Raw genomic sequence first — 25,848 nt, forward strand, 5'->3', positions numbered from 1 at the left:
ACTGCACGCCAGCCTCGGATACCTGCCCCCGATCAGCAGAGCGCCGCTTCCACTGAACAACGTGCTGGGTTTACACATCTAGCCCTTGAATATTCTGGATGTGCGGCCCTAGGAGATAGAATTGCGCCTTCTGCTTCGCCAGCTTGTGGAAGGCTAAGCTCAGGTCGATTGCTCGATCGTTTTCATGACCATCGCTGGCGAGATCTAGCTTGTAGAATTCGTCGATAACAACGAAATCGACATCATCCAAGTCATCACGCTGAAGAACCCTCTCTTGAGTAAGCAGATAGACGTTGGTGACGCCAGGTGCGGCCTCTTGGCTCTGGTGTGTGATGACGTTGCAGCGTGATCGAAAGCGTCTAGTCAGTCTGCGCCTTGTCTCATCAATCAAGGCTATGGTGGGCACGATCACCACGACCTTTCGGAAGTCTCTTTGTGCAAGGACAGCATCAATTACGAGGCTCTTCCCAGCGCTAGTCGAAGCGCTCAGAACAACGTTTCTACCTTGCATCAGCAGGCTGAAGACATGAGCCTGTAGCCGATGAAACACCAACCCCTTTTCAACTCCTTCGACACGGTGCATTTCAACGGCGAGCCGGTCGGAGTACGAGATCACATCCAGATACTTGGATATGTAGGGAAATAGTCCGACGGCGCGCACCAGACTGAACAGCAAGGACTGCTCGACCTGGTCAAACAATGCAAGCTTATCCAAGGCACGGATTACCAGATCCCGTCCCTCCCATTCAGGGTCAGATTTATTGACGATCAAACTGAGCTCTGAAAGTAGCTCGATCCTTGAGCCGCTGTCTGCGGTCAGCGCCTCCAGTTGTCTTTTGACATTCTCGTAGCTCATCAGGCGTGCGCCCCACAAATCGAATCGAACTCTTTGATCAGCTCCACAGCGCTCTGAATGGGAACCAGGTAGACCACTACGCGAACCTGATCGATTTTCGAAGAGAGCTTCTCAGTCAGTGCGGTGTAGTGTTCGGTGACCTCGGTCTTGAGGTTGGTGATGTACTGGGCCAGATAGCCACCGGCCAATGTGTTGCTGTCATAGGCAAGGAGAATAGGGAAGCACAGCACCTTCAGAAGGTCTTCCGCTCTGGCGTTGCAACTGAGTACAGCATTGAATTTTTCGGCGGTTGGCCGATGGTGCTGAGGCTCTCGTAGTGTGACGATGATGTTTCTCTCAGCGATCAGCACGGTCTTGGAAATGGTGGCGTCAAGCACCCTGCTGATCTCCTCGAGGCTCTCGTCCATTTTTCCCGTAAAGATCATCCTCGACAGGCCAAGCCATAGCTCATCAGGGCGTCCGCGCTCCTGCACGACATGGGCATTACCGAACTCAGAAAGCTTCCCATGTTCCTCGAAGAAGACCTTGCATGCGATCGGTTGGCTGCTGTGTTTGCTGCGCAAAATCGAGTGAAGGATCACCTCGGCAAGAAGTCTCTCGCGCGGCAGCGAGGCCTCATTGATTTTACCGACCGACTTAGCCAGCACTTCTCTGGAATGGTGGACCTGGAAATTGGCGATTTCGCTAGCACGCAGGCAGAACTCTGGAAGCCATTGCACCAAGTGCTCGGCGAACTCACTGCACTGCCACTCCTCAAAATCGTACTGAACGTCAAAACCAGTAAGCGATCTCAAAAGGCTCGCCTCAGTGGCTGCGTGGAACTCCACCAAGAACGGTTCCGGCTTTGTCCGGTAGGGTTTGGCGTAGGATGCCGAATCTCGTTCTGCAGCTTGGAATAGCGCCTCCAGGCGGTTATATGCATGCTCTCGCGCGATGACCTTATTGGCGGCGTCAGTGATCACGTTTGCGGTCGCCGCCTCGTCGGCCCACTCCAGGAACTCCGCGTAGATCTTTTTGCACTGGCTGTGATTTGGGCTCACGCCATGTTGCTCGGCAAGCTCGAAAAGCAGCTTCATGTTCATGGCTTCTATGGAGCCCATGGCACCGCCTACCTGCCAGACAAAGTTGTCTGCCCAGTAATTGAAATCGCGTTTTTGGTCAGAGAGGGTCTTGGGAAATTTTTTTGCGAGCTTGGCGCCACGCGACGTGGCCTCGTCGGGAAGAGCCCGCGTGTCCAGCTCGACGGTGAAGCATCTCAAGACATTAGCAACATCGCGCTTGGAGACGATGCGAAATCGAGCAGCCCCAGGGCGTCTGTCGCACAGGAGTGACTTTTGAAACAGCGACGTGTTTGGTTTGCGGTTGTCTAGCTTAGTGCCCTGATCCAGATTCCACTTCTTGTCATCTTCCGTGGTTTTGACCTGGATGTACTCATTGACCAGCGTCTCGCTCTGGTAGTAGACCGCGACGATATCATCCGCCGTTTCGCACTCAACCTGAACGTAATTGCTGTCAGCAAGCATCTTCAAGATGAATGACGCAGCAACGTGATCTTGATACTTGAAGCCTTGCCTTGCTGCAGGCCCACCCTTGTTCGACGGACGCGAAACCTCTGCCATAACATCCCTGCTTGCTTGCCTCGATAGGGTGACGGCCACCCGATTGGCAAAACGCTATCACATACTCGTTCACAAAGCAGTTCGACCAATGGTCTCGTGTTTCAGTGGGCTGGTTTTAGATTGCAACGTTTTGGGAATGCTGGGAGATGTATCGCGCCGATATGCAAGCTACAAAGGCGTTCAGCGCTCTGGATTGCCTGTAACGAGCCCCCATGGCTCCGGCCTTACTCAAGGAAAACAGATGAAACAACGGACACTTGACTGGCGTAATCGTCGCAGCTGGCTCGGCTCGATTCGTTTCTACGCAGGTGAGCTGTTAGATCCTACCCTGCGCCGACGCCTTGAGCGAAAACGGCCCAGATGCTGGTCAGACGACCTGTCTTGGCTGCCTAATCACGAAGATCTCGTACCTGCTTTCTGTGAAGTGCTGACGAGCTATTACAGCCATGCGAAAGCGTTCCATGGCTGCCGCCCTGAGAACACCCGTTCTTACTACGAGCATGGCCTGCAAGGACATCAGCCAGACCGAATTCAAGCTCGATTTCGAGAGCTGTTCCACGACGTCGATCCCAATCAACTCCAGAAAGCTATCGATGAGCTGGGCCGCCGGAGCACCAGTGAGAGAGGGAAAATCTGGCTGACCGGGGACGATCGCAAAATGCTTGATGACTTCGGACACTACTCCATCAATGGCAGCGAATACCTGATGTCGTTGGCTGCCAGGCTAACCCGCTTTGACCGATATGGAGAGGATTACCGCTGGAGACTTCGCGAGATTGGCGTGCCCACCGTTCTGGAAGTGGACATCCCTTTTTCCCTTATCCGCCCCAGACAGATAACTGAAGTCGCGACCATGATTTTGTCCGCTTGGGGGCAGAACGTGACAGGTAAGCACCTCGGCATTGACTCGCCCCCCTGCTATGTCATCCATGAGGATATTGCGGCTGACTGCATCAAGGATCACTACCACCCTGAGCGTATCAAGGACGTCCACCGCGAACCGGGCATGTACATAAGCAACATAACTCGATGTGAAATGTGTGCGTAGCATCTTTGACCGGAGTCTTTCTGGGTCAGCGGTAGCTCAATAGGTCGTATTTTTTACAATCGTCGATTAAGATTTATACACGCCCTCCATACGAGTCCATCACATGTCAAAACTTGCAGAATTTAAAGCCCTAGAAACTCAGCTCGCCGCACAGCTTAAGCAACTCGACGCCATGAAGAATAATGATGGCCTGAAGCGCGAAATTGAGTTCGAGAACAAGCTGCGTCAGCTCATGGCTCAGTACGGAGTCGGCCTCAGAGAAGTGATCGCGCTGCTGGATCCGCAGCGTCTCGGACGCCCCGCCGCAGCCGAAAGCAGTAGTCTGCGCCGCGAACGTAAAGTGAAAATCTACAAGAACCCCAAGACCGGTGAAGTTGTTGAGACGAAAGGCGGCAACCACAAAGTATTGAAGCTCTGGAAGCAAGAGTTTGGCGCTGATGCCGTTGAAAGCTGGCTTCAGTAAGCCAGTCCCGATCCGCCACAAGGCACCTCGCGAGGTGCCTTTTTTATGCCGCATGTAGCACTAGGATTTTTTATATATTAAGTATTGACACCGCTACAGCACTTACCAGTCGGAGGCTGTAAAGACGTCAACATAAAAATAGTAATATTTTCAACCGGAACATATTGACAGCTTAAAAACCAGCACTATATTCGAGCTCAAGCCTGGCAAGACCTAGGCCCGGCCATCAAACATGTCTCCCGATGGCCCCACTATGGAGCACCCTGGAGCTTAGATGCAATGTACAAACTTCGTAACGCTTAACCTACCGCAATACCCCAGTTTTAACTCTGCGGTCATCGCGACCAAACTCCAACAGCTGCTGAATAGTCCGGACGAGCTGCAGGCCATCCTCGGAGCCCCACTGGCCTCGCTGCCTCAGGAGTCTTCCCCTCCTTCGCTATCTCTCCAACAAGCTGCAGAACGAATGCACCGTGCGTTTTTGGTAAACGGTGCTTGGAAGCACGGCACTGCCTACAAGAATAGATCCCAACTACAGCAGATCATAGACCTCCTCGGGAGAGACCGAGCTGTTAGCTCACTTAGCTTGCAAGATCTTACAAAGCTGAAAGAGTCTCTCGAGTTCAAGAAAAAGAACACGCTGGAGCTACTACCGCCTGATAGTCCCTTGCTCACAGAAATCTCGCCAGATGATGTCATCTGTGGCGAAACCATCCATCGCTACTTCAATCTCTTGAAGAAGTTCATCACCTTCTGCGACGAATCAAAATGGTTGCCCAGGCGCCTGCCTCTGCACGAGGTCATGTTACCCAACCTTTCAACCACTGAGTCGCACTACAGGACGTTTACCCCTCCGGAGTTGGAAGGCATTTTCAATAGCCGTATCTACACCACCAACGCCAATGAGAAATTCCAATGGACACCTTTCAGCTACTGTTTCTGGCTTCCGCTGCTGGGCCTTTTCACCGGTGCACGCCCAGGTGAGATATGCCAGCTCTACGCAGGCGATGTTTTCAAAGTAGACAACATACCGGTCATGCGTGTAACTGATGAAGGGCCAGAGCAGCGACTTAAGAACCGATTTAGCGCTAGAGATATCCCCATCCATCCCAAGCTAGTAGAAATCGGCTTTCTAGATTTCGTTGAGATGCGTCGCAACGAAGGCGGACGATATCGCCCGCTATTTCCCGAGCTCCCCTATGACAGAAAGCATGGTTTTGCGCGGACAGCGTCTCGCTGGTTCAGCGGTCAAGGCGCAAAGGACTACGGATATTTGGCGGCATGCGGCCTTTATAAAGGGCAAGGCGCGTGCCTCTATAGCTTCCGTCACACATTCGTCCACACGCTGCGCAACAAGCTTGGCGTGCAAGAGATGATGATCAAGAAACTCATTGGGCATGGCACCAAGGATGACGTTACGATCAATTATGGTGAACATTTCGCTCTGCCTCTCCGTATGGAGAAAATCGCGCAAATCAACCCTGACGTCGACCTCTCCCATGTCTCATGGGAGAAATACCAACAACTGCAGCGCCGTAAGCCGCACTGTCACAAGGAGAAACGGAAGCCGCCGGTATCGCGTCCCCGCTAAGAACCTCGCCTCGCTCAGTATCCACCCGGGCGAGGCGAATTCTCCGACATCGAATTTTCCTTCCGCTGGACTACTTGAGCTGCAGATGTTGGCAATTCAGCATCATGTGTAACGGGTGGAACTAACGATCGTGTGCATCCAACCTCCCTTTTCAGCGCGCTTAACTGCACGGACAGTTGCGCACCTATCGTTGCTGAGTTGAGACGGACATTGCTGAAATTCTTCAAGCGTCCGCCCTGCCAACAATCAAACCCAGGGAGCGGAAATGTCACCGCACCGATATGCGGTTGCACGACAGCATCGAGCCCTACCTGGACTTGCTCGGCTAAACGCCTCATGACCAGCCGATTTTCGATACCGTAATTCACATGCACATAGACTTCAGTCACACCGCCAATAGCAAACAGGACGGTCGGTTCGATACCCTCGCTTCGTAGCCGCACCAGATCACGCTCAGTCACCCCGTTTAGATGCAGCCAACTGCCACGCGAAGTGAGAGACAGCTGCACATTGGCGCCCTGACTATTGAGCACTTGCAAGTTCGACCAGTTGGGTGAGAGCTCGTCACTACGCGTCAATTCACCAATGGGATCCTCCCCGGGGATGCCGAAAGTAACGCACCAATGCGTAAAACGACGCTCCAGCTCCCACAGCATATCTAGGGCTGATCGCCACTCTTGTCTAACTAACGCAGGCTGAATGCCTTGGCGCCATTGCGCAGCGTCACCTAAACGAGTCGCTCGCCTCAGGTATGGTGTGGGGCATGGGTATGAAATCACCCGCGGCTGGTTTTCGCGTCGACGAGCAAGCTCTTGAGATCCCTCATCAATGTACGCATCTCCGCCATTTCGTCTCTCGCCTGCTTCATTTCGTTGCTCATCAGCAGCCGCATTTCCTTGAGCAGCACTTGGTTCTCCAGCGCCAGAGACGTCATCGCTTGAAGCAAGGGATACATGACTTCCGCCAATTCTTCGCTTGTCGATACTTTCGCTTGGCGCATTCTGTCGAGCGTTGTCGCCAACGCCAGGGCCATCTCCTCCGTTCGATGTCTTGCTTCTCTCTGGCTGATTTCCTCGGCCATTTTCAGCTTGCTCATTCTCTAACCACTCCAATCTCAATTTATCTGCCTCTGTCGGCACGTAGCCCTCGGTCGAAATACCTCGCAGCGATAACTCGTACCAAAGCCGCCTTCGAAACGCCTCGCTGCCTCTGACGACCATTTGTTTAGCCCCTCGAGCCTGAGCCCGCTCAGCGATGGCCTGATAAACCGCCTGGTGAGAGGACGTTGTTAGAAAAACCTTAGGTGCCTCGACGAATGCAGTCCGTTTCGGGCGGTTCCGCCAGACCCAGTCGATGCGGTCGACAGTGGGTTTCGCAATGAACTGGGAGAGCCTGTACGGCGTTTCGATAGTTGAGGCAGGTGGCTCTTCAGGACTGGGGACAATTTGAGCTTCTCCGCTCTCGACCTGCTGCTCAGCAGCATAAGGTCGAAGCAAATGAAGATGCTGAGAGCCAGCAAAGTGCAACTGTTTGGCGATCGAGCTCCAGGAGTAACCTTTCCCCAGATCACTACCTTTCATTGGTTGCCCCGTACCATAGCGAAACGAAATTCCGGAAACTCGTCCTGTACTGGCGATACGGGGCATGGGGGTCACACCGGCATAAAGCAAACGCTGCCAAAACTTTGGAAATGAGGGCTTGCCTGCTAGCGCTGCATCGAGCGCCTGTTGCAACAGCATCCGATCAGAAGGCTGTCCAGTACGTAGAACCATATTCAGCTCATTGGAAGACGGCGATTTTCTCCGAGCGGGCTCCCCTCCCGCTCGCCCGACCGTGACTTGGTACAGGCCGTGTTTTACTTCCAATCGAGCAGCCGAAGCCTCCCACAAGCGGAAATCCATCCGAGGGTTCCAGATGCGCCCCCCAAGCTCGACGGTTGAGAAAACGATATGGACGTGCAAATGCGCTTTATCGCCGTGGACAACGTACAAAACTTGCCGCTCTCCCGGAGCCACCTCGGCCATCGCCTCTTTCGCAAGCTCAACCGCCTGCTCGGCAGTCAGTTGATCCGCCTCATGTTCAGCGTTACCTGGGAAAAAACTCATAACCGAGTGAACAAAATAATCTTCGGGAGGCTTTTTTCCGACACGCTCTTGGGCGCTGAATGACCACAGCTCGGAAGCCCATTGCTTGGCGTAGCCGAGCGGGGTTTCACCAGGCAGCATGGGTAATGCGAGGAGCGATTCGTGTCGCAAAACCCGCTCATTCGATTTGCCCTTACGAGACAGAAGATACCGGACGAGGTTGCGCAAATGCTGCTTCGAACGATGCTTGCGAACTTTAAAAATCATCCAAAAGTCTCCGCAAAGCTCGTAACTCGACCGCTATTTCACGCAGAGCCTCCTCATCCATATGCACTCCGCAGTTGGCCCAGTGGGCCAACTGATTGAGGTTATTGCCAATACGTGAGAGCTGATTGATCGATTGAGCATCCCACACTGACCTCGGTGGGATGATTTCGCGGTCCAGGGCGGAGCGAATCAGCCAATCGGCCGTGCTGAGATGAAGATTACGAGCCTTCGCGACGATGGCCTTCTTGTCGGAGGGGGTGATTCGGAGGCACAGCCTCGCTGTTTTTCTGTCCATGATGAGCACCTTGTTATTATTTTTATGTCAATGCTATTGACGTATTAAGTACGCCTTTCTTTTTCAAGCGAAGCACCGAAAAAGCGAGCCGCGTTGGGAGGAACGAAGTGACGTACAACGCCTTTGCTCGCAAATCCGCAGCTCGATAAAAAGTATCTCATAAAGAAAACCGAAAAAAACATGGCCGAGGAAACTTGGTCGTTTTCGACGGAAATTCGGTAATTTCCCCTCAGATTCTTCGCTTTAATGAACACCACTCTCCTCGAGAGTGTTTCCCACTTCGGCCTTTCTTTTCCAAATTTGGACACCTAACGTCCGAATTCGGCCCTACCTTTCCGCATTTGGAATCGTATAGCCAAACGCGGTCACCGAATGCCGTCCTCGGATCACGGACGGCCAAATTCGCACCAGGAGAACCGAAATGGGAAGGCTGATACCAATGGTGCAGCTACAGATGATCAACGAACCCGGAATCGCCGATCGGCTGATATCCAATCTACGCGAAGCAACCGGTAGCATCTCCCTGACCGAGGTCAGAAACTGCATCTCGAACCCCAGAATCCGGGATTTCTATGTGCGGGACTTCGACGCCTCGGGTCTTCCGCTGGCCGGTGTAAGCGCCCTAAGCGAAATCAGTATGCTGGCGGACGACTTGCAGAAAACCTATGCCATCAGCCTCAGCGACTGGCGCATTAGAGAGAGAACGCTGCAACTGGTCGACGATTTCCACTTCCAAGACCCAAGCATCTCGATAGTGCAGGTTTGGCATTGCGATCCACGCGAGATTTACCTGCATGAACTGACCTGGCTACTGGCCCTTACAGCATCCTTTACCGATTGCGAACTGCACCGCTGTGAACGCACCTGCGGCGCAATTAACGAGGTATTCGAATCTCACGGTTTTGCGCTTGAAGACTCTTGGTTCTGAGGCCTCAACGAACCATCGGAGCCAGGAATGAGAAACGCATATGAATGAACAGTTGGAGTCCTACCTGTGCTCCTGCTACCCAAGGCTACTGTCCACGGAGGGGGCAGGAGGCATTCCGTTGTTCGGCTTCGAATGCCAGGACGGTTGGTTCCCTCTGATTTACGCAACCTGCGAACTGATCCAGACGCACTCCAATAATCGGGACTCAGAGCAGGTCGTTGTATCGCAGGTGAAAGAGAAGTTTGGGGGGCTGCGTTTCTACTATCACGGTGGGGATGACTACGTCGAAGCTGTAGTTGATCTAGTGGAAAGGCTGTCGGAGTCCATCTGCGAGCTATGCGGCGCCCTAGGGTGCATCCGGGAGCGTAATGGCTGGCTCAGCACTCGTTGCCAGGCCCATGAGACACAAGGGGGAACGCAAGGAGAACTGAACGAGTGGATCTGGTTGGGGGAGTCTATGGCAGGAGTACTGGAGGCAGCGCTCAAACTCTTCGCTTTCAACGCGATCGCGACTTCACGCTGGATGACATCGCCAGCAAGGACAGCGGGCATGAAATGCCCACTGGAACTCCTGCAATTGCGTTACGGACGCTGTGAAATCTTAGACCTAATAGGACGTATCGAACACGGAGTGCCACCCTAGCCAAGATCTCGCCCGCCGCGCGCTCTCTAGATTCCACTGTCCCAGTGGTTCGTTGTATGGCATGCGCACAGGATGCCTCTGAAGGAACTTGCCCAGGGCATTTGAAAGCTGGAGCAGGATTTACAAGCGCTTAAATGCCTAATCCGTGCCTGCTAAGTGGCTCAAGGTTTTTCAGGCGCTGGTGGCCGAACCGGGCATGGAATGGGTTTCATTGATGGCAGCTATGCCAAGCCTTACCAGACTTGGCTGTAGATACCTGCTGGCTACCCGTCGTGCTTGAAGTCACGGGAGGCCAGGTCAACGACTGCACCCAGGCATCCTTGTTGATCACCAAGGTGCCCGACGCCGAAAGCATCATTGCTGATAAAGGCCATGACAGCGAAGCAATCCGAGAGCAAATCGTCCAACAGGGAAGCCAGGTAGTGATTCCAAGAAAGCGCACCTCTGAGAAAGAAAACGTGGATCTGGATAGAGGGCTTTACCGCAACCAACATCTGGTGGAAAACGCCGTTGCCGGGCTGAAGTATTGCCGGGCGCTGACATCACGGTTCGACAAACTCAAGAGAAATTACGAAAGCGTCTTGGCTATTATGGCTGTGCCTTCCTTTGGCTTCCCATGTGAAACGGGAACAGACCCTAGAGAAAGCAGGCGGTGATACAGAGGTTGTTCCGCTCGTTGACGGTCAAGGCAATAAATCACGCAACCTGACTAGAGTCCTCAATCGGAAGAGCGCCTCTCTTTGTCACCGCATCGATGTAGCTCGTATCGCCGTAGATGCGAGAAAGGAGAATGGCACCCTCAAAATCTGAAACCAGCTGACGGGCCATGCCAAGAGCTTCAGCCTCCCCGCGACCATGTCTGTAGAGGTTGAAGAGCGCGTCTCTCCAATCATCCAGGAAGCGTCGAATCGGCTCCATGAGTTCGACCTTTCCATACGCCGCATCAATGGCGACAACGCCCATCAAGCAGCCGATAGAGTCGTCCCGGAAGAGCTTCTCAGCCCGCCGTCCCATCTTCAGGAAGCGCTCCCTGGGCGTTAGCTTTTCATCGTATGCAATGGCGAACAGTGCTTGTTTGGAGCGCTCGTGCGACCACGCCAGCACATCCAACAGCAACGAGTCCTTGCTCGCATAATGGTGATAGAAGGAGGCTTTGGTCAGCCCACAAGCTGCGGCCAGGGCATCCATGGTGGTTCCGTGGTAACCCAGTCGCTTGAAGGTGTTCGCGCTTCGCTGCAACAGCTCATCGCGAGAAATTTTTGGCGGGCGCACGCGGCATGTCCTGATCCTATTCTCTGCCCTCGATTGTATGTGGGTATAGCAGCTTCCACAATAACCGAACATTCGGTCATTAATTTGCCCACCAAACGGGGCGCGGCCTACCGCCGCGCCCCAGCTGTATCAGGCCACATCTCGACCTTGGGATTTCCAGTACGGCTCACGAACGAGCCTACGCAGAACCTTGCCCGTGGTATTGCGTGGAAGGTTATCCGCAAAATCGACGGATTTAGGCACCTTGAATCCAGCGACCTTTCCTTTCGCAAAGGCGATGAGCTCGTCGGCCGTAACCTGGGCGCCCTGCTTCACTACAACAACAGCCTTGACTGCCTCCCCCCACTGTTCGTCTGGAACACCAAAGACTGCGACATCGGCGACTGCGGGGTGCTCATACAGCAGGTTTTCGATCTCGGCGGGATACACATTTTCGCCGCCCGTGATGATCATGTCGCGCTTGCGATCATGGATGTACAGATATCCGCACGTATCCATGTAGCCCATGTCACCGGTGTAGAGCCATCCCCCCTTGATCACGTCGCTGGTCTCGTTCGGGCGAGCCCAATAGCCGACCATGACCTGCTCACTTCTACAGATGATCTCGCCAACCTCGCCAGCATCGAGAGGCAGTCCATCGTCACCCACTATCCCCAGCTCAACGCCAGCAGTGGCTCGGCCACAGGAAAGAGCCAGCTCCGTATCGCCTCGCGCAATCGTCCGATGATCCTCTGGGGACAAGTAGGAAATCGGGCCGGCCGTCTCGGTCAGGCCATAGATCTGGCCGAAGTCCACGTGGGGAAGACGTGCCATCGCCACCTTCAGCAGGCTAGAGGGCATAGGCGCAGCGCCGTAGACAATGTTTCTCAGGCTCTGGCAGGAGGTGCCGCTCGAGTCGAGTGCGCTAATCAGTGCACGCACCATGACGGGAACGAGAATAGTGAAAGTGATCTGCTCACGATCAATCAGCGCTGCAATTTCTAACGGGATGAACTGATTCACGATGACGAGGCGGGTGCCTCGGGCCAGCCCCAACACGCCCAGGATGGAGGCCGCGATGTGGCCGTGCGGCATGCACAACAAGGCTGCGTCGCTCGAACCGATGGTGCGACAAGGATGGGGTTCACCGGTAGCAAAGGCCCCCATAGCAGTCTTAAACAGGTTTTCACTGGTGATTTGCACACCCTTGGATGCGCCTGTCGTTCCGCTGGTATAGATCTGCAGGCACACATCTTTTTCCGTCGTATCCGGAGCATGCTCGAGGTCAGACTGGGCATCGCGCCAGCTCGCATATTGCTCACCGGTTACAATGACATGCTCAAGAGATGGCAGCTCCGACCTAATTGCCTCAAGCATCTCCAGATACATGGAGCCAATGAACAGAACTCGAGGCCGACAGTCAGCCAGAATTTGCGCGGCCTCTTTCGCCGAGACGCGTGAATTGAGGGGCACTAGAACGGCTGCAGCACGACTGGTGCCAAGCCATAGCTCGTAGAACTGGTCACTGTTCAAATCGAGTATGGCCACTCGCTCTTGAGGCACTACACCCAGAGCGATCAACCCATTGGCAACTTGATTTACCCGATCATCCAACTCTCTCGCCGTCGTCTTACGACCCCCGAACACAAGGGAAATATGTTCAGCGTCATCGCTCGATGTGAGGCGGGAAATTTCTGACAGTTTCAGCACCGGCATTCTATGTCTCCTGATAGGCGCAAAGTTGTTATTGGAGGCGCCAATAACCCGCGATACTAGGCAATTTCCCCTAGCAACAACGTCTGCTTCATGACATTTCAGGAGAATTCATCAGCGCTACGCACTGCGGCCCAACCGGTGGGATTTAGCCGCATAGGAGGACAATCCAGCAGCATTGGTTACGAGAATTTGCCCATAGTTTGCTTCGATCACCTTATGCTTTCTCATGTCTTTGAGAACCAGGTTCACGCTTTGCCGCGTTGCCCCAACCATCAGCCCCAAATCTGCTTGCGAGATGCTGAGTGCCATCCCTCTCTCCAGCTCATGCAACCAGAGCAGCCTTGATGCAATGCGAGAAGCTACGCTTTGCGTGAGCAGCTCACCGATGAGCCTGACAGCCCCACGCAGCCGTCGGCTCATCTGAACAGAGAGCGCAGACTCCACCTCAGGGAAGCGCGCCCGAAACGACCTCAGCTCTTTCGTCGACCAGACCCTGAGTCGAGTCTCCCCCCGGGTCGTGATCGTTGCGGCGTAGGGCTCATTCTCATCGACAGCACTGTCGCAGACCAAATCTCCTGGCTTGTAGATGTAAAAAAGCACCTCCTGCCCATCCTCGGTGAATACGCACTGCCTGATCTCGCCGGAAACGATCTGGAACACCTCTCGAACCTGATCGCCCTGCCTATAGACGATCGCGCCGTCAGGTAGCACTCGCTCTCGAGCTTGCTCCAAGAAGGCCTTCTGAATCTCGTCTGACAGATCCTCAACCCAGTTGAACGCGGACATTTCGTAGCCTCCCCTCAGGTGGAGCCCAAGTACTGCGCGGGCTTCGGCTGAGCTGCTTGCATTGCTCAGATGACTAGCGTAGCGTACCAAACCAAACGTTTGGTAAGTCGCTGTGAAAAATATGAGGCACCACCTCACCCCGCCACGGCTCCGGCATCCCTCAAAAAGGCATGGCCAGACAGGTGGCGAACAACGGCACACGCACCGGCGTTGTATCCACTCGAACGCACAACATCCTGCCCTTGATTGAGGACTCAACATGACCACCACTGCCAACACAGACGTAACCATTACTCGCGAGATTCGGGGTAACGTCTTCCTCATTGGCCTGAACCGCCCCGACAAGAAGAATGCGTTCAACCTAAAGATGCTACGGGAGCTTTCGGCTGCAGTTGGGGAATACGAAGAGAATCCCGATCTGCGTGCTGCGGTGATTTTTGCTCACGGCGACTCTTTCACCGCCGGCCTGGATCTCATGGATGTCGCGCCTGCCATGGGCAAGGGGGGAATCCTGCCGGAAGGTGCTTACGACCCGGTGGGCATTCACGGCAAGCGCTGCAGCAAGCCGATCATCTGCGCGGTACAGGGCCTATGCCTGACCCTCGGTATTGAGCTGATGCTGGCAGCCGACATAGTGGTCATCGGTGAAAACGCGCGCCTGGCACAGATCGAAATCAAACGCGGCATCTTCCCGTTCGGCGGTGCCAACCAGCGCTGGGTGGCAGCCTCCGGCTGGGGCAATGCCATGCGCTACCTGCTGACCGGCGATGAACTGGATGCGGCAACCGCCTATCGCATCGGCATGGCCCAGGAACTGGTGCCGGTCGATCAGGTGCTCGCTCGTGCACTGGAAATTGCAGAGACGGTCGCCGCCCAGGCCCCGCTGGGCGTCGCTGCCACCATCCGCAATGCCCGCCTGGCCCTGGAGCAAGGTGCCGAAGCAGCAACCGCAGAACTCGTACCGGAAATCCAACGGCTGATGAAGACTGAAGACGCACGCGAAGGCGTCATGTCGTTCATGCAGCGCCGCCCTGCGGTCTTCAAGGGACGCTGAAGTAACGACGGGGGTCGCCGGTGCGGCCCCCGTTAATCCCTCCTGAGCACCAGAAGCCCTCCAAAGGATTATAAGAATGGATATGGCCGTTATTCTTAAACTGCACATATTTGCGATTGCATTCTGGCTAGGCGTGCTAGGCGTAGAGTTCATCATTGAGCAGGGCCGTGCTCTCAATGAGGCTCACCGCTACGCTGTTGCGCAGCAACACTTCAAAATCGATATGTTCTTTGAGATGCCGGCATTCATACTGGCCCTCGTCACCGGACTACTTCTGATCGACCCCAGCCAGTCGTCCCCACTCTATTGGACAAAAATTGGCCTGGGCCTGATCGCCGTTACCGGAAACATTATTTGCCTGGTTCCCATCACGCTGCGGAAGTTCGCCGCTGACAAGGATTCCCGTAAAGACGTTCTCCGCCATTCACGGACAGTGGATCGAATTTCTGCAGTAGCAGTTCCGGCCGGACTCTTAGCGCTAGTTGTAGGCGCCGTCCTCCGCTAACCCAAACCGCGCAAACCACTTCGTGAGCAGCACTCATGGAGTGAGGTTTTCTTTTGCCTCGAAGAAAGGAATTACTTGCATGAGCACGCAATACGAAGTTCAAGGCAGTGTGGCAGTCATCACACTGCAAAGTCCTCCAGTGAACGCACTTTCGTTTGGTCTGCGCAAAGGTGTTATGGAGTCGCTGCTCCAAGCCAATGAGAATCCCGATGTCACGGCTATCGTCTTGATCGGTGAAGGGAAAGCATTCTGCGGCGGCGCCGACCTGTATGAGTTTGGCACTCCCGAGGCGGCTACCGAACCCACCGCCTGGACGGTAATCAGCGCGCTGGAGCGCTCCCGCAAGCCAGTGATTGCCGCCATTCACTCCGTATGTATGGGTGGGGGGTTCGAACTGGCTCTAGGCTGCCATTACCGTGTGGCCGCCCCGGGTTGCCTGTTCGCATTTCCCGAGGTGAAGCTCGGCCTTCTCCCCGGAGCCGGGGGGACGCAGCGCCTGCCGCGTGCACTGGGCGTCGAAACCGCGCTCAACATGATTGTCAGCGGCGAGCCCATTCCCACCGAGATACTGGCCGCTATTCCCGGCCAGAAGCTCTTGGATTGGGTAGGTTCCGCCCAAGAGTCGTTGCTCAATGACGCTATCGAGTTCGCCAAGAGCAAGGCCAACATCACCCCACCGAAGATTCGCGACCTGCCCTGCTCCCACCCTCAACCCCAGGCCTACTTCCAGTTCGTGCGCAACATGGTGTCGGCCACGGCGAACGGCAACGCGGCCAAATACTGCATCAACTGCGTTGAGGCGGCGGCAACCAAGAAGTTCGACGACGGCATGGTTGTTGAGCGCGAGTTCTTCATGGCCCTGCTGGAGACCGCCGAGTTCCACGCGCTGAAGCACGTCTTCTTCGCTGAGCGCAGTGCCGGCAAGATCCCTGACCTTCCAGCCACTACCAAGACTCGCCCGATCAATAGCGTCGGCGTTGTCGGTGCTGGCCTGATGGGCGGTGGCATCGCCATGAACTTCTTGAATGCCGGCATCCCGGTGACGATTCTGGAGGTCAACCAGGAGGCCCTGGATAAGGGCGTAGCAGTCATCCGCAAGAACTATGAGTCGCAGGTTGCCAAGGGACGTCTCAAGCAGGACAAATTCGAGCAGCGCATGGCCCTGCTCACGCCCACGCTGAAGTACGAGGACTTCGGTGATGCTGACCTGGTGATCGAAGCGGTATTCGAGGAATTATCGATCAAGGAGAAGGTGTTCAAACAGCTGGATGAGCAGCTCAAGCCCGGCGCAATTCTGGCCAGCAACACCAGCACCCTCGACCTGAACAAAATCGCGGCCTTCACCCGACGCCCGCAGGATGTCGTGGGTCTGCACTTCTTCAGCCCAGCCAATATCATGAAGCTGCTTGAGGTCGTTCGCGGGGAACGTACCGCCGACGATGTCCTGGCTACGGTCATGGCGCTGTCCTCGAAGATTCGCAAAACCGCGGTGGTTTCGGGCGTCTGCGATGGTTTCATCGGCAATCGCATGATCGAAGAGTTGCTGCGTCAGGCCGGCTATCTGCTCGACGAGGGCGCCAGCCCCGCACAGATTGACACTGCCATGGAGAAATTCGGGATGGCCATGGGGCCTTACCGGGTAGCGGACATGGCCGGCAACGACATCAGTGTCGCTATCCGTCGTCGTCGCGCCCAGGAACGGCCGGAGCTGCGCTACAGCGAAGTGGGCACCCGCCTCTTCGAGCTCGGCCGACATGGCGTGAAAACCGGTGCAGGCTGGTACGACTACGTACCCGGCCGTCGCGACCCGCTCCCCAGCCCGGCAGTTGCCGAAATGCTCGATGCGCATCGAGCCGCCATCGGCATCACGCCGCGCAAGATCTCGAACCAGGAAATCGTCGACCGCTTGGTCTTCGCACTCGTGAACGAGGGCGCTCGCATCCTGGAAGAAGGGATCGCCTCTCGCGCCAGTGACATCGACCTGATCTACATCCTGGGCTATGGCTTCCCGGCCTGGCGCGGCGGCCCGATGCAGTACGCCAGTGAAGTGGGCCTCCCCTCCGTCATCGACACGCTCGAGCAGTTCCAGCAGAACCCGAATGCTGACCCGTCGTTCTGGACAGTCGCACCGCTCATGAAGCGACTGGCAAACGCCTACCAAGACTTCAGCAAGGCTTGAGAGCTCAGGCCCTCACATAACGGATGAGAGAGTGATATGAGTAATGCACTGATTGTATCGACTGCACGCACGCCGCTCGCGAAAAGCTGGAGAGGCGCCTTCAACATGACCCATGGCGCCACCCTGACCGCTCATGCGATCAAGCATGCCGTGGAGCGCGCCGGCATCGACGGCGCGGAGATCGATGACGTCATCATGGGCTGCGCCAACCCCGAGGGCGCCACAGGCATCAACGTGGCTCGCCAAGGCGCCATCCTGGCCGGTCTTCCGGTATCGGTTTCCGGCGTCACCCTGAATCGCTTCTGCTCTTCCGGGCTGCAGGCGATCGCCATGGGCGCCCAGCGCATCATCGCCGGCGAAGCCGATGTCTATGTGGCCGGCGGCGTCGAGAGCATCTCCTGCGTGCAGAACGAGATGAACCAGCACATGCTGCTGGACCCGGATCTGCTCAAACTCAAGCCGGAGATCTACTGGAGCATGCTGCAGACGGCAGAGCAGGTGGCAAAGCGTTACAAGATCAGCCGTGAAGCGATGGACGAGTACGGTGCCACGAGCCAGCAGAGAGCCTGCGCAGCGCAGGCGGCCGGCAAGTTCGATGACGAGATCGCCCCCATCACCGTCACTGCCGGGGTGATGGACCCCAAACTGGGCTTGCGCACCAAGCAGGTGACGGTGACCCGCGACGAAGGCACCCGTGAAGGCACCACGAAGGAAGCCTTGGCCAACATCCGCCCGGCCATGCCCGGTGGCCAGGTGGCAGCCGGTAACGCCAGTCAGTTTTCTGATGGCGCCGGCGCCTGCGTGTTGGTGAGCGAAAGCTATGCGACCCGGCATGATCTGCGCCCGCTGGGCCGCTTTCTCGGCTTCTCCGTTGCCGGCTGCGAGCCTGATGAGATGGGGATCGGGCCGGTGTTTGCCATCCCCAAGGTACTCAAGAAGCTGGGGCTGTCCGTCGACGACATCGATCTCTGGGAGCTCAATGAGGCGTTCGCGGTACAGGTGCTCTACTGCCGCGACTTCCTCGGCATTGCCGATAGCAAGCTGAACGTGAATGGCGGCGCCATCGCGATTGGCCACCCCTACGGCGTTACAGGCCAACGCCTGACCGGCCATGTCCTGATCGAGGGCAAACGCCGAGGAGCCAAGCTGGTGTGCGTCACCATGTGCATTGGTAGCGGCATGGGGGCGGCGGGCATCTTCGAGGTGCTCTGATCTGCCCACACAGTGCGCCGTCCAACGCGGCGCACCCTACCCTCTTGCGACGAGACTATCCGATGTATTCCTACAAAGCCCCCATTCGTGACATGCAATTCGTGCTGCATGACCTGCTCCAGGTCGAGAAGCACTACGCCGCAATCCCTGCTTACGCTGACACCAACAGAGAGTTGGTGGACTCGATTCTTGAGGCCAGCGCAGACTTTTCCGAGAACGAAATCGCCCCGCTGAACCGGTCGGGGGATGAGGAAGGCTGCCACTTCGAAGATGGCAAGGTCACCACGCCCCGTGGTTTCAAGGAGGCCTATGCCAAGTTCGTTGAACTGGGCTTCGGCTCCCTGGCCGCCCCCGTCGAATACGGCGGCCAGGGCCTGCCCCACTCGCTGGCAATCGCCACTGGCGAGATGAACGGCACGGCCAACTGGTCATGGTCGATGTACTTCGGCCTGTCTCAGGGCGCCGTCAACACCGTTGATGCGCACGGGACACCCGAGCAAAAGCAGACCTACCTGACCAAGCTCGTGACCGGCGAGTGGACCGGCACCATGTGCCTGACCGAGTCTCATGCAGGCTCCGACCTCGGGCTGATTCGTACCAAAGCCACCCCCAACGCCGATGGATCCTACAGCATCAGTGGCACCAAGATCTTCATCTCTGCCGGCGAACACGACATGGCGGACAACATCGTCCACATCGTGCTGGCACGGCTACCCGACGCACCCGCTGGCACCAAGGGGATCTCCCTGTTCATAGTGCCCAAGGTCAACGTCAATGCAGACGGCAGCCTGGGCGACAGAAACTCGGTGGCTTGCGGCTCCATCGAACACAAGATGGGCATCAAGGCTTCTGTGACCTGCGTGATGAACTTCGATGGCGCTCGCGGCTTCCTGATTGGCCCGCCCAACCGCGGGCTCAACTGCATGTTCACCTTCATGAACACAGCGCGGGTGGATACCGCACTCCAGGGCGTGTGCTCTGCCGAGGGCTCCTTCCAGGGAGCGCTGTCCTACGCCCGCGAGCGACTCGCCATGCGTGCCCTGTCCGGCGCCAAGATGCCTGAAAGGGAAGCCGACCCGATCATCGTCCATCCGGCCGTTCGCAGCATGCTGCTCACCCAGAAGGCCTTTGCCGAGGGTGGCCGGGCGCTGGTTTACTGGCTGGCCACTCAGATCGACCTGTTCCATGGCGCCGAGACCGAGGAGCAACGCAAGGCAGCCGATGATCTGATGAGCATCCTGACGCCCATCGCCAAGGCGTTCCTCACCGAGATGGGCTCGGAGGCCGCCAAGCACGGCGTGCAGATCTATGGCGGCCATGGCTTCATCCGCGAATGGGGGATGGAGCAGATCGTCCGGGACACCCGGATCTCCTGCCTGTATGAAGGCACCACCGAGATCCAGGCCCTGGATCTGCTGGGACGCAAGGTGCTGCAGAGCCAGGGTGAGCTTCTCAAGATCTTCACCAAGATCATCCATAAGTTCTGCCAGGCCCATGAAGGCAACCGCTTCATGAGCGAGTTCACCGATCCGCTCAAGCAGTTGAATCAGCAGTGGATCGACCTGACCATGAAGGTCGGTGTGGATGCCATGATGAATCCGGATGAAGTGGGTGGCGCTGCGGTCGACTACATGTACTTCTCAGGGTACGCGACCATGGCTTACCTCTGGGCGTGGATGGCCTCCGTGGCCAAGCAGAAACTGGAAACCGGTACGAGTGAGGAAGCCTTCTACACCGCCAAAATCCAGACGGCCCAGTTCTACTTCAAGCGCATCCTCCCGCGATCGCAGAGCCATGTCGAAATCATCAATGGCGGCCTGACTGTTATCGAGCAAATGGATGCTGACGCGTTTGCGTTCTGAAATCTGCAGCACGGTAAGTGACGGGCTTAGAGGCTGCCACTGGCAGTCTCTAAGCATAGGGCTCCAGGCTCTCTTCCCCCTTGCCAATCAAAGCCGATTATTTCCCCTCATAAGCCTTAGGCCGAGTATTTGACGCTTACCGACCATTTGTTTAGTGTCTTTACCAAACAAATGGTAAGTATGACTTCACTGTCAGACGCAGGTAGAGCAGTGCCATAGCAAAAAAGCCTCCTGGCCGCTCAACATCAAGGCATAGACACAATGTTTCACTACCAAGCACCTCTCGACGAATTCGACTTTGTGGCACACAAAGTCCTTCGCTTGCCGAAGCTGCTCTCCCACCTGCCAGAGCATCGACACGTCAGCCCGGGTCTGATCCGAGCGACACTTGAGGTGGCAGCCGAGCTTGCACAAGAGCTGCTGAATCTTTCACCACCGACGCTTCACGAACGAAGTGCCGTCGAGGAAGGCCTGGCAAATACCTATCGAGTCTTTCATGAGAACGGCTGGCCTCGGCTATCCCGCGAACGTGCAGAAGGCGGCCTGGGCTTTCCCAGAGCAGCCTGTACCTTCTTCAACGAAATGCTCGCCTCCTCCAATCTGGCGTTTAGCTCGCTCGCAAAATCTCGCGAAGAGATCATTGAGTGCATTCAACGCTCTGATGACGAGCGAGTTCGCACCACCTATCGCACCAGGCTCACGAACGGCGAATGGCTCGGCACGCTATGCCTTAGAGAACCTCAGGCTGGATGTAACCTTGAGCGAGTCAGCTCTACTGCCACTCTGCAAATGGATGGCACCTATCTCCTGAGCGGCACAAAGGTTGCCATGGTCGATTGCACTCAGGATATGGTCGAGAATACCGTCCATCTCGTACTCGCTAGAGAACAAGAATGCGCAGACACAAAGCCCGCGACCCTATGCCTTTTCGCGGTACCTAAATATCTTGAGTCGGGCGAGCTCAACGGCGTTTCCGTTAGCTCTCTTAGCCCCCGTACGACTGGAGCCAGCGACTCAACTTGCACCCTGCAATTCCAGAGAGCCAAAGGCCATTTAGTCGGCGATTTGCAGCGCTGTATTGCGGTTATCCGGCCGAAACTCTGCAGAACACAACTTGCACTCGGGATCCAGGCAGTTGGACTGGCTGAAACTACCTACCAGAACGCATTGAGGCTTACTCAGGATTGCTACCGCGTCCCAGAACTCAGTTGGATGGTGCATCCGGAACCCGTTGCCAGGCCTGCACTGAACTCAATCGACATCAAAGTCAGCTTGGCCCAACTTCGACTGTTCATTGAACCCACACGGCTGCTCTGCACATGGGTCAGTACGCTTCTGGATCTGGCAGAAGGCGCTTCTGATCTGCAGAACCGAGGGCAAGCGTCGCAGCTCTTGGAGCAATTGGCCCCCATCGTCGAAAGCTATGTGCTTGAGGAGTCAACCAAACGCATAGCGGCTGCTCTGCCTCTCGCCTCAAGTATCAGCGCCGAGATCAGATGGGGCATGGAACGACTGGTGACTGAGTCTGCGCTCAGCAAGATTATTTATGAAAGCTCCACCAGATCGCAGGGCCTCCATTCGACAGCTGAAAGATCGTCCCCGCTGACTGAGATGAATGGTTTGGCTTTAGCGCTCAGAAGCCAGCTCCAACAGCACCCTGCCTTCGAAGAGCAAATGGCCTCGACTCTGAACCGCTGGGTTGACGAAATGGAGCACCTGGCATCGCATATTCAACTGACATATGAGCTAACCAGGGATCTTCGCTCCCTGATCACGGCTGATAGTCAGCAGCTTATGGGGACAATCCTCTTCGGCTATCTCTGGGCTTGGATTGCAACGGCCGCAATCACATCTGGAGAGTTCTCAGACTCAAAACCCGCGCTTGCTCGGCTCTATTTTTCCGAAGCCGAATGCCTTATCCCCATCCTGGTAGATCGGCTAAGACGCTGCGGCGCACGCCTGTCCCAACTGTCACAAGTAAAGGTCTGTTGAGCCCACATCAGATGCAAAACCCAAGCGCCCAGGGAGCCACCCTCTACATTGCAAAATCCTGCAGGCAGACATAGCAGCCAGTGCCTGCCGTTCATGAACACGTTGAGACGAAATTGATGACTGTTCTATCTGCAGATTTTTCGACAGGTCAACCAATCAAGCTGGCTGCCATGGATGGCTACCCGCTTGCTGCGACCCTATATCCGGCCAAGTCCTGCCTGCTGGGCAACTTGATTGTCGCGGGTGCCACAGGTGTCCAGCAGCGCTTTTACCGCCGATTTGCCGAGTATGCGAGCCGACGCGGCTTCAGCGTGTTGACCCTGGATTACCGCGGCATCGGTGGATCCAAGCCGGACTCATTGAAAAGCTTCAAGATGTCCTATCAAGACTGGGGCTCTCTCGATCTGACCGCCGCCGTTGAGTACGTGGATGACGGGATAACGCCGCTGTACTGGATCGGTCACTCCTTCGGTAGCCAGGCACTGGGCCTGATTCCTAACCATCACAAAGTGACCGCCGCCTATTGCTTTGGAGTTGGCGCGGGCTGGATAGGCTGGATGCCTCGGCTCGAAGCCATCAAAGTTCGTCTCTTGTGGTCGCTCATCATGCCCCTGATCGTCTCCTGCAAGGGCTACATGGCCTGGAGCCTCCTAGGCATGGGCGACGACCTGCCGCTGGGGGTTTACCGCGATTGGCGCCGCTGGTGTGCATACCCTCACCACCTCTTCGATGACCCCAAGATGACCGCAGTGGCAAAGAATTACGCGCAAGTCCGAATCCCCTGCATCTTTGCCAACGCGATCGATGACCGCTGGGCCCCACCAGCATCGCGAGACGCCTTCATCAAGGGGTACAGCAATGCTCCTCTGATGGTGCGGAACCTGAGTCTTGATAAGGCGAAAGGAAGCATTGGTCACATGGGCTATTTCCGCGAGTCGTTCAGCACTTTCTGGGATGAAGCGCTTGAATGGTTCGCGGTCCAGAGCCCGAGCGAACAGCCCTCACCTTGCCGCCAAGCCGGAGCCTCAAGATGAACAACGTAACTTCAGTCAGCGAGGCTCCTGAAGCGGTTGAAGCCCTCAGTTCGCTGATCGAAAGTCGGCGCGCAGTACGACGCTTTCGAGACGACCCGGTACCGGAGGCTGTGATCAGGCACTGCCTGGAGCTTGCCGCGCTGGCTCCCAGTTCCTGCAATCTGCAACCCTGGTCCTTTTGTGTGGTGCAAAACCCGACCTTGCTCCATGAGCTGAGGACGGTATGCCTGGGACAAAGCGCCGCTAAAGCCCCGCTCATCATTGCCGTACTCGCACGCCCAGATACCTGGAAACAGTCGTGTGCCGACATTCTCAAGTTCTGGCCTGAGCCCTCGGTGCCGCCAGCAATCGAGCGGTTTTACAAGAAAACCGCGCCATTTCAGTACAACCAGGGGTGGATGGGTTGGCGAGGATTTCTCAAGCGCCAGATGCTGCGCTTTATGAGCCTCAAGCAGCCGGTCATGTGGACGCCGAATAGCGTGAAGCAGATGCGGCTGTGGGCAGTGAAATCCACGGCCCTAGCGGCCCAGAACCTCATGCTGGCCTTCCAGAGCTACGGCTACAGCACCTGCCCCATGGAAGGGTTCGACGAGGTGCGCTTACGCAAAGTACTGCCAATCCCTGGAGACGCAATGCCGATCATGCTGCTGGCAGTCGGCCTTCCCGGCGAGCGCGCGGTCTACAACCCGAGACTCCGTTTTCCCTTGGAGCAGCATGTGCTCTGGTACTGATAGAACAACAAGAGGAACAGTGACATGGCGTTCAGCGAGATAGAGTATGAAGAGCACGGCCCAATCCGGGTGATTCGATTCAACAGACCGGAAAAGAGAAACTGCATTGGCCCCACCACGCACCTGGAGCTAATCGAAGCCTGGACGCGCTTTCGAGACGATCCCTGTGCGCTGGCAGCCGTACTCACAGGTGCAGGCGACAAGGCCTTCTGTGCAGGCGGAGATCTCGAGGCAGGCTTTGACCTTGTGCCCTCCACTCCCGAGGAGATAGCGGCCCATGATAGAGGCGAGCGCCCAGGTATCCTGGGCCCGAGCCGCTGGACTGACATCTACAAACCCGTGATCGCAGCAGTGAATGGCGCGGCATATGCCGGGGGCTTGGAGTGGGCGTGTTTTGCCGATATCCGCATCGCCGAAGAGCACGCCTCATTCGGGGTTACCTGCCGTCGCTGGAACATCGGCCTAGCCGATGGTGGCAGCCAGCGGCTACCGCGCATTGTCGGAATGGGGCGCGCCATGGAACTGATTCTGACCGGCAAAGTCATCTCCGCCAGCGAGGCGCATGCCATCGGCCTGGTCAATGAGCTCGTGCCTAAGGGCCGGTCGCTGAACAGGGCCATCGAACTGGCGAAATTTCTGTGCAGCCTACCCCAGCCAGCCATGCGTTCGGACAAGGAGGCGGCGGTTCGCGGCTATGGGCTGCCGTTATCTGAAGGACTGCGGATTGAGGCTGAGTGTTTCAATCGCTCGATACACCAACCGGAAACCCAGGTGGGCTTGCGCCGGTTTCTGGAACGGGACCATCCCGACCGTCGCACCGATGAGCCGAGCAGAACGCCGGGCCTGGTTCGAGACTGAGCGTCTTGCCCCTTCCTTGCCAGGCCCGTGCGCCGTTACCGCGGTCAGTTGGAGCGAGATGCTGGCCATGAGTAACACGAAGACCAGAACCCGTTTTTTGGCCGCCGGGCGACAGCTAATGTTCCGATATGGATTCAGCAGCATGAGCATCAATCAGTTGCTGCAGACAGCCAATGCATCCCGTGGCGCTTTCTACTACCACTTCAAGTCCAAGGAGGGGCTTGGCCTTGAGATGCTGCAGGAGAGCTTCGACGTCTGCTTCTCCGGTTTAAGTATGCTGATGCATGGTGAAGCTGACTCTCCGGGAGACTCCCATATTGATCAATGGATAAAGGAGCTGCTCACGCAGCCCTGCGACCGACTTCGTCTCATTGCCCAATTGAACGCCGAAGCGGAGTACCTGCCTGAAGAGATGCAAGCAGCACTGACCGTGCACACGGAGCGAACCCTGGCACTCCTGGTTCGATACATCGAGCTGCTACCTGCCCAGCGCAGGCTGACAGGCTGTAGCACCGGCCAATTGGCCAATATGCTCTACAGCTTATGGTTGGGTACTGCGTTGTTGAGCCGGGCCCAAGAAAGTCCTGAAGCGATGAAAGCGGCGATGGTCGCCACGATGTCCATCTTGTCTGTAACAGCGGGGGCGACTCCGTTCTGAAACGCCGTGCCGCTGCGGAACAAGACGTCCGGGCCGACGTCATCGTCCAATAATCCAGACTGGTCGATAGGATATCGCTGACAGCCATACTTGCCGGACTCGCGACGCTGGCCTGTGGCCTGTACTTGGGCACCGTCCGTTGAACCTGACGTGCGAATGATCAACGCACGCCCCACCAACACGGCGACTCACCTGATTGGTCGGCCTTATCCGGTT

At 56.4% G+C, this 25,848-nt stretch carries 21 protein-coding genes and 1 pseudogene; 15 read left to right on the forward strand and 7 right to left on the reverse strand.

Features of this window, described 5'->3' with window-relative positions; genetic code table 11:
* Positions 1-70 precede the first annotated feature (70 nt).
* Both VC352_RS20770 and VC352_RS20775 read right to left on the reverse strand, forming a co-directional pair.
* Positions 71-856: a DEAD/DEAH box helicase gene (locus VC352_RS20770; RefSeq protein ID WP_322981406.1), complete on the reverse strand. Its 786-nt coding sequence runs from the start codon at positions 854-856 to the stop codon at positions 71-73.
* On the reverse strand, positions 856-2,475 hold the full coding sequence (locus tag VC352_RS20775) for a dsDNA nuclease domain-containing protein (RefSeq protein WP_322981407.1): 1,620 nt from the start codon (positions 2,473-2,475) through the stop codon (positions 856-858). Before VC352_RS20775 ends, VC352_RS20770 begins: the two co-directional genes overlap by 1 nt.
* Before the next feature lie 241 nt (positions 2,476-2,716).
* Between VC352_RS20775 and VC352_RS20780 the strand changes: the two genes are divergently transcribed.
* The 3 genes from VC352_RS20780 (at position 2,717) to VC352_RS20790 (ending at position 5,577) form a co-directional block, all read left to right on the forward strand.
* Positions 2,717-3,523: a hypothetical protein gene (locus tag VC352_RS20780; RefSeq protein ID WP_322981408.1), complete on the forward strand. Its 807-nt coding sequence runs from the start codon at positions 2,717-2,719 to the stop codon at positions 3,521-3,523.
* A 103-nt stretch (positions 3,524-3,626) separates the two neighbouring features.
* Entirely contained in the window at positions 3,627-3,986 is a 360-nt protein-coding gene (locus VC352_RS20785; protein WP_322981409.1) for a histone-like nucleoid-structuring protein, MvaT/MvaU family, read from the forward strand.
* Between the two features lie 274 nt (positions 3,987-4,260).
* Positions 4,261-5,577, forward strand: a complete 1,317-nt coding sequence (locus tag VC352_RS20790) for a site-specific integrase (RefSeq protein ID WP_322981410.1) — start codon at positions 4,261-4,263, stop codon at positions 5,575-5,577.
* 14 nt (positions 5,578-5,591) lie between these two features.
* On the opposite strand, the gene VC352_RS20795 is transcribed toward VC352_RS20790, so the two are convergent.
* Together VC352_RS20795 and VC352_RS20800 are read right to left on the reverse strand one after the other, a co-directional pair.
* Positions 5,592-7,928, reverse strand: a complete 2,337-nt coding sequence (locus tag VC352_RS20795) for a relaxase/mobilization nuclease domain-containing protein (protein WP_322981411.1) — start codon at positions 7,926-7,928, stop codon at positions 5,592-5,594.
* Complete coding sequence (locus VC352_RS20800) at positions 7,918-8,223, reverse strand: MobC family plasmid mobilization relaxosome protein (protein WP_322981412.1); 306 nt, start codon at positions 8,221-8,223, stop codon at positions 7,918-7,920. Before VC352_RS20800 ends, VC352_RS20795 begins: the two co-directional genes overlap by 11 nt.
* A 454-nt stretch (positions 8,224-8,677) precedes the next feature.
* Between VC352_RS20800 and VC352_RS20805 the strand changes: the two genes are divergently transcribed.
* Positions 8,678-9,151: a hypothetical protein gene (locus VC352_RS20805; RefSeq protein ID WP_322981413.1), complete on the forward strand. Its 474-nt coding sequence runs from the start codon at positions 8,678-8,680 to the stop codon at positions 9,149-9,151.
* A 689-nt stretch (positions 9,152-9,840) separates the two neighbouring features.
* A pseudogene (locus VC352_RS20810) lies at positions 9,841-10,416 on the forward strand (transposase); the annotation flags it as partial.
* Positions 10,417-10,490: 74 nt separating this feature from the next.
* On the opposite strand, the gene VC352_RS20815 reads toward VC352_RS20810, so the two are convergent.
* From VC352_RS20815 to VC352_RS20825, 3 genes are all read right to left on the reverse strand, one after another.
* Positions 10,491-11,066, reverse strand: a complete 576-nt coding sequence (locus tag VC352_RS20815; RefSeq protein ID WP_322981414.1) for a TetR/AcrR family transcriptional regulator — start codon at positions 11,064-11,066, stop codon at positions 10,491-10,493.
* A 129-nt stretch (positions 11,067-11,195) separates the two neighbouring features.
* Positions 11,196-12,761, reverse strand: coding sequence for a long-chain-fatty-acid--CoA ligase (locus VC352_RS20820; protein ID WP_322981415.1), 1,566 nt, complete (start codon positions 12,759-12,761; stop codon positions 11,196-11,198).
* Positions 12,762-12,878: 117 nt separating this feature from the next.
* Entirely contained in the window at positions 12,879-13,547 is a 669-nt protein-coding gene (locus VC352_RS20825) for a Crp/Fnr family transcriptional regulator (protein ID WP_322981416.1), read from the reverse strand.
* Between the two features lie 259 nt (positions 13,548-13,806).
* Here VC352_RS20825 and VC352_RS20830 point away from each other — a divergent pair, with 259 nt between their 5' ends.
* The 10 genes from VC352_RS20830 (at position 13,807) to VC352_RS20875 (ending at position 25,632) form a co-directional block, all read left to right on the forward strand.
* Complete coding sequence (locus tag VC352_RS20830) at positions 13,807-14,601, forward strand: crotonase/enoyl-CoA hydratase family protein (RefSeq protein WP_322981417.1); 795 nt, start codon at positions 13,807-13,809, stop codon at positions 14,599-14,601.
* 76 nt (positions 14,602-14,677) lie between these two features.
* Complete coding sequence (locus tag VC352_RS20835; RefSeq protein WP_322981418.1) at positions 14,678-15,106, forward strand: hypothetical protein; 429 nt, start codon at positions 14,678-14,680, stop codon at positions 15,104-15,106.
* Between the two features lie 79 nt (positions 15,107-15,185).
* Positions 15,186-17,285, forward strand: coding sequence for a 3-hydroxyacyl-CoA dehydrogenase NAD-binding domain-containing protein (locus tag VC352_RS20840; protein ID WP_322981419.1), 2,100 nt, complete (start codon positions 15,186-15,188; stop codon positions 17,283-17,285).
* A 36-nt stretch (positions 17,286-17,321) separates the two neighbouring features.
* Positions 17,322-18,497, forward strand: coding sequence for an acetyl-CoA C-acyltransferase (locus tag VC352_RS20845; protein WP_322981420.1), 1,176 nt, complete (start codon positions 17,322-17,324; stop codon positions 18,495-18,497).
* Between the two features lie 62 nt (positions 18,498-18,559).
* Positions 18,560-20,359, forward strand: coding sequence for an acyl-CoA dehydrogenase C-terminal domain-containing protein (locus VC352_RS20850; RefSeq protein ID WP_322981421.1), 1,800 nt, complete (start codon positions 18,560-18,562; stop codon positions 20,357-20,359).
* Positions 20,360-20,620: 261 nt separating this feature from the next.
* Entirely contained in the window at positions 20,621-22,351 is a 1,731-nt protein-coding gene (locus VC352_RS20855) for a hypothetical protein (RefSeq protein ID WP_322981422.1), read from the forward strand.
* Positions 22,352-22,467: 116 nt separating this feature from the next.
* The gene (locus tag VC352_RS20860; RefSeq protein ID WP_322981423.1) at positions 22,468-23,385 is read left to right on the forward strand and encodes an alpha/beta fold hydrolase; all 918 of its coding nucleotides are present in this window, start codon (positions 22,468-22,470) and stop codon (positions 23,383-23,385) included.
* Complete coding sequence (locus tag VC352_RS20865) at positions 23,382-24,116, forward strand: nitroreductase family protein (RefSeq protein ID WP_322981424.1); 735 nt, start codon at positions 23,382-23,384, stop codon at positions 24,114-24,116. Before VC352_RS20860 ends, VC352_RS20865 begins: the two co-directional genes overlap by 4 nt.
* A gap of 24 nt (positions 24,117-24,140) precedes the next feature.
* Positions 24,141-24,974: an enoyl-CoA hydratase/isomerase family protein gene (locus tag VC352_RS20870; RefSeq protein WP_322981425.1), complete on the forward strand. Its 834-nt coding sequence runs from the start codon at positions 24,141-24,143 to the stop codon at positions 24,972-24,974.
* Positions 24,975-25,041: 67 nt separating this feature from the next.
* On the forward strand, positions 25,042-25,632 hold the full coding sequence (locus VC352_RS20875) for a TetR/AcrR family transcriptional regulator (protein WP_322981426.1): 591 nt from the start codon (positions 25,042-25,044) through the stop codon (positions 25,630-25,632).
* Positions 25,633-25,848 lie beyond the last annotated feature (216 nt).

This window comes from Pseudomonas sp. C11, from assembly GCF_034683865.1.
GTDB lineage: Bacteria > Pseudomonadota > Gammaproteobacteria > Pseudomonadales > Pseudomonadaceae > Aquipseudomonas.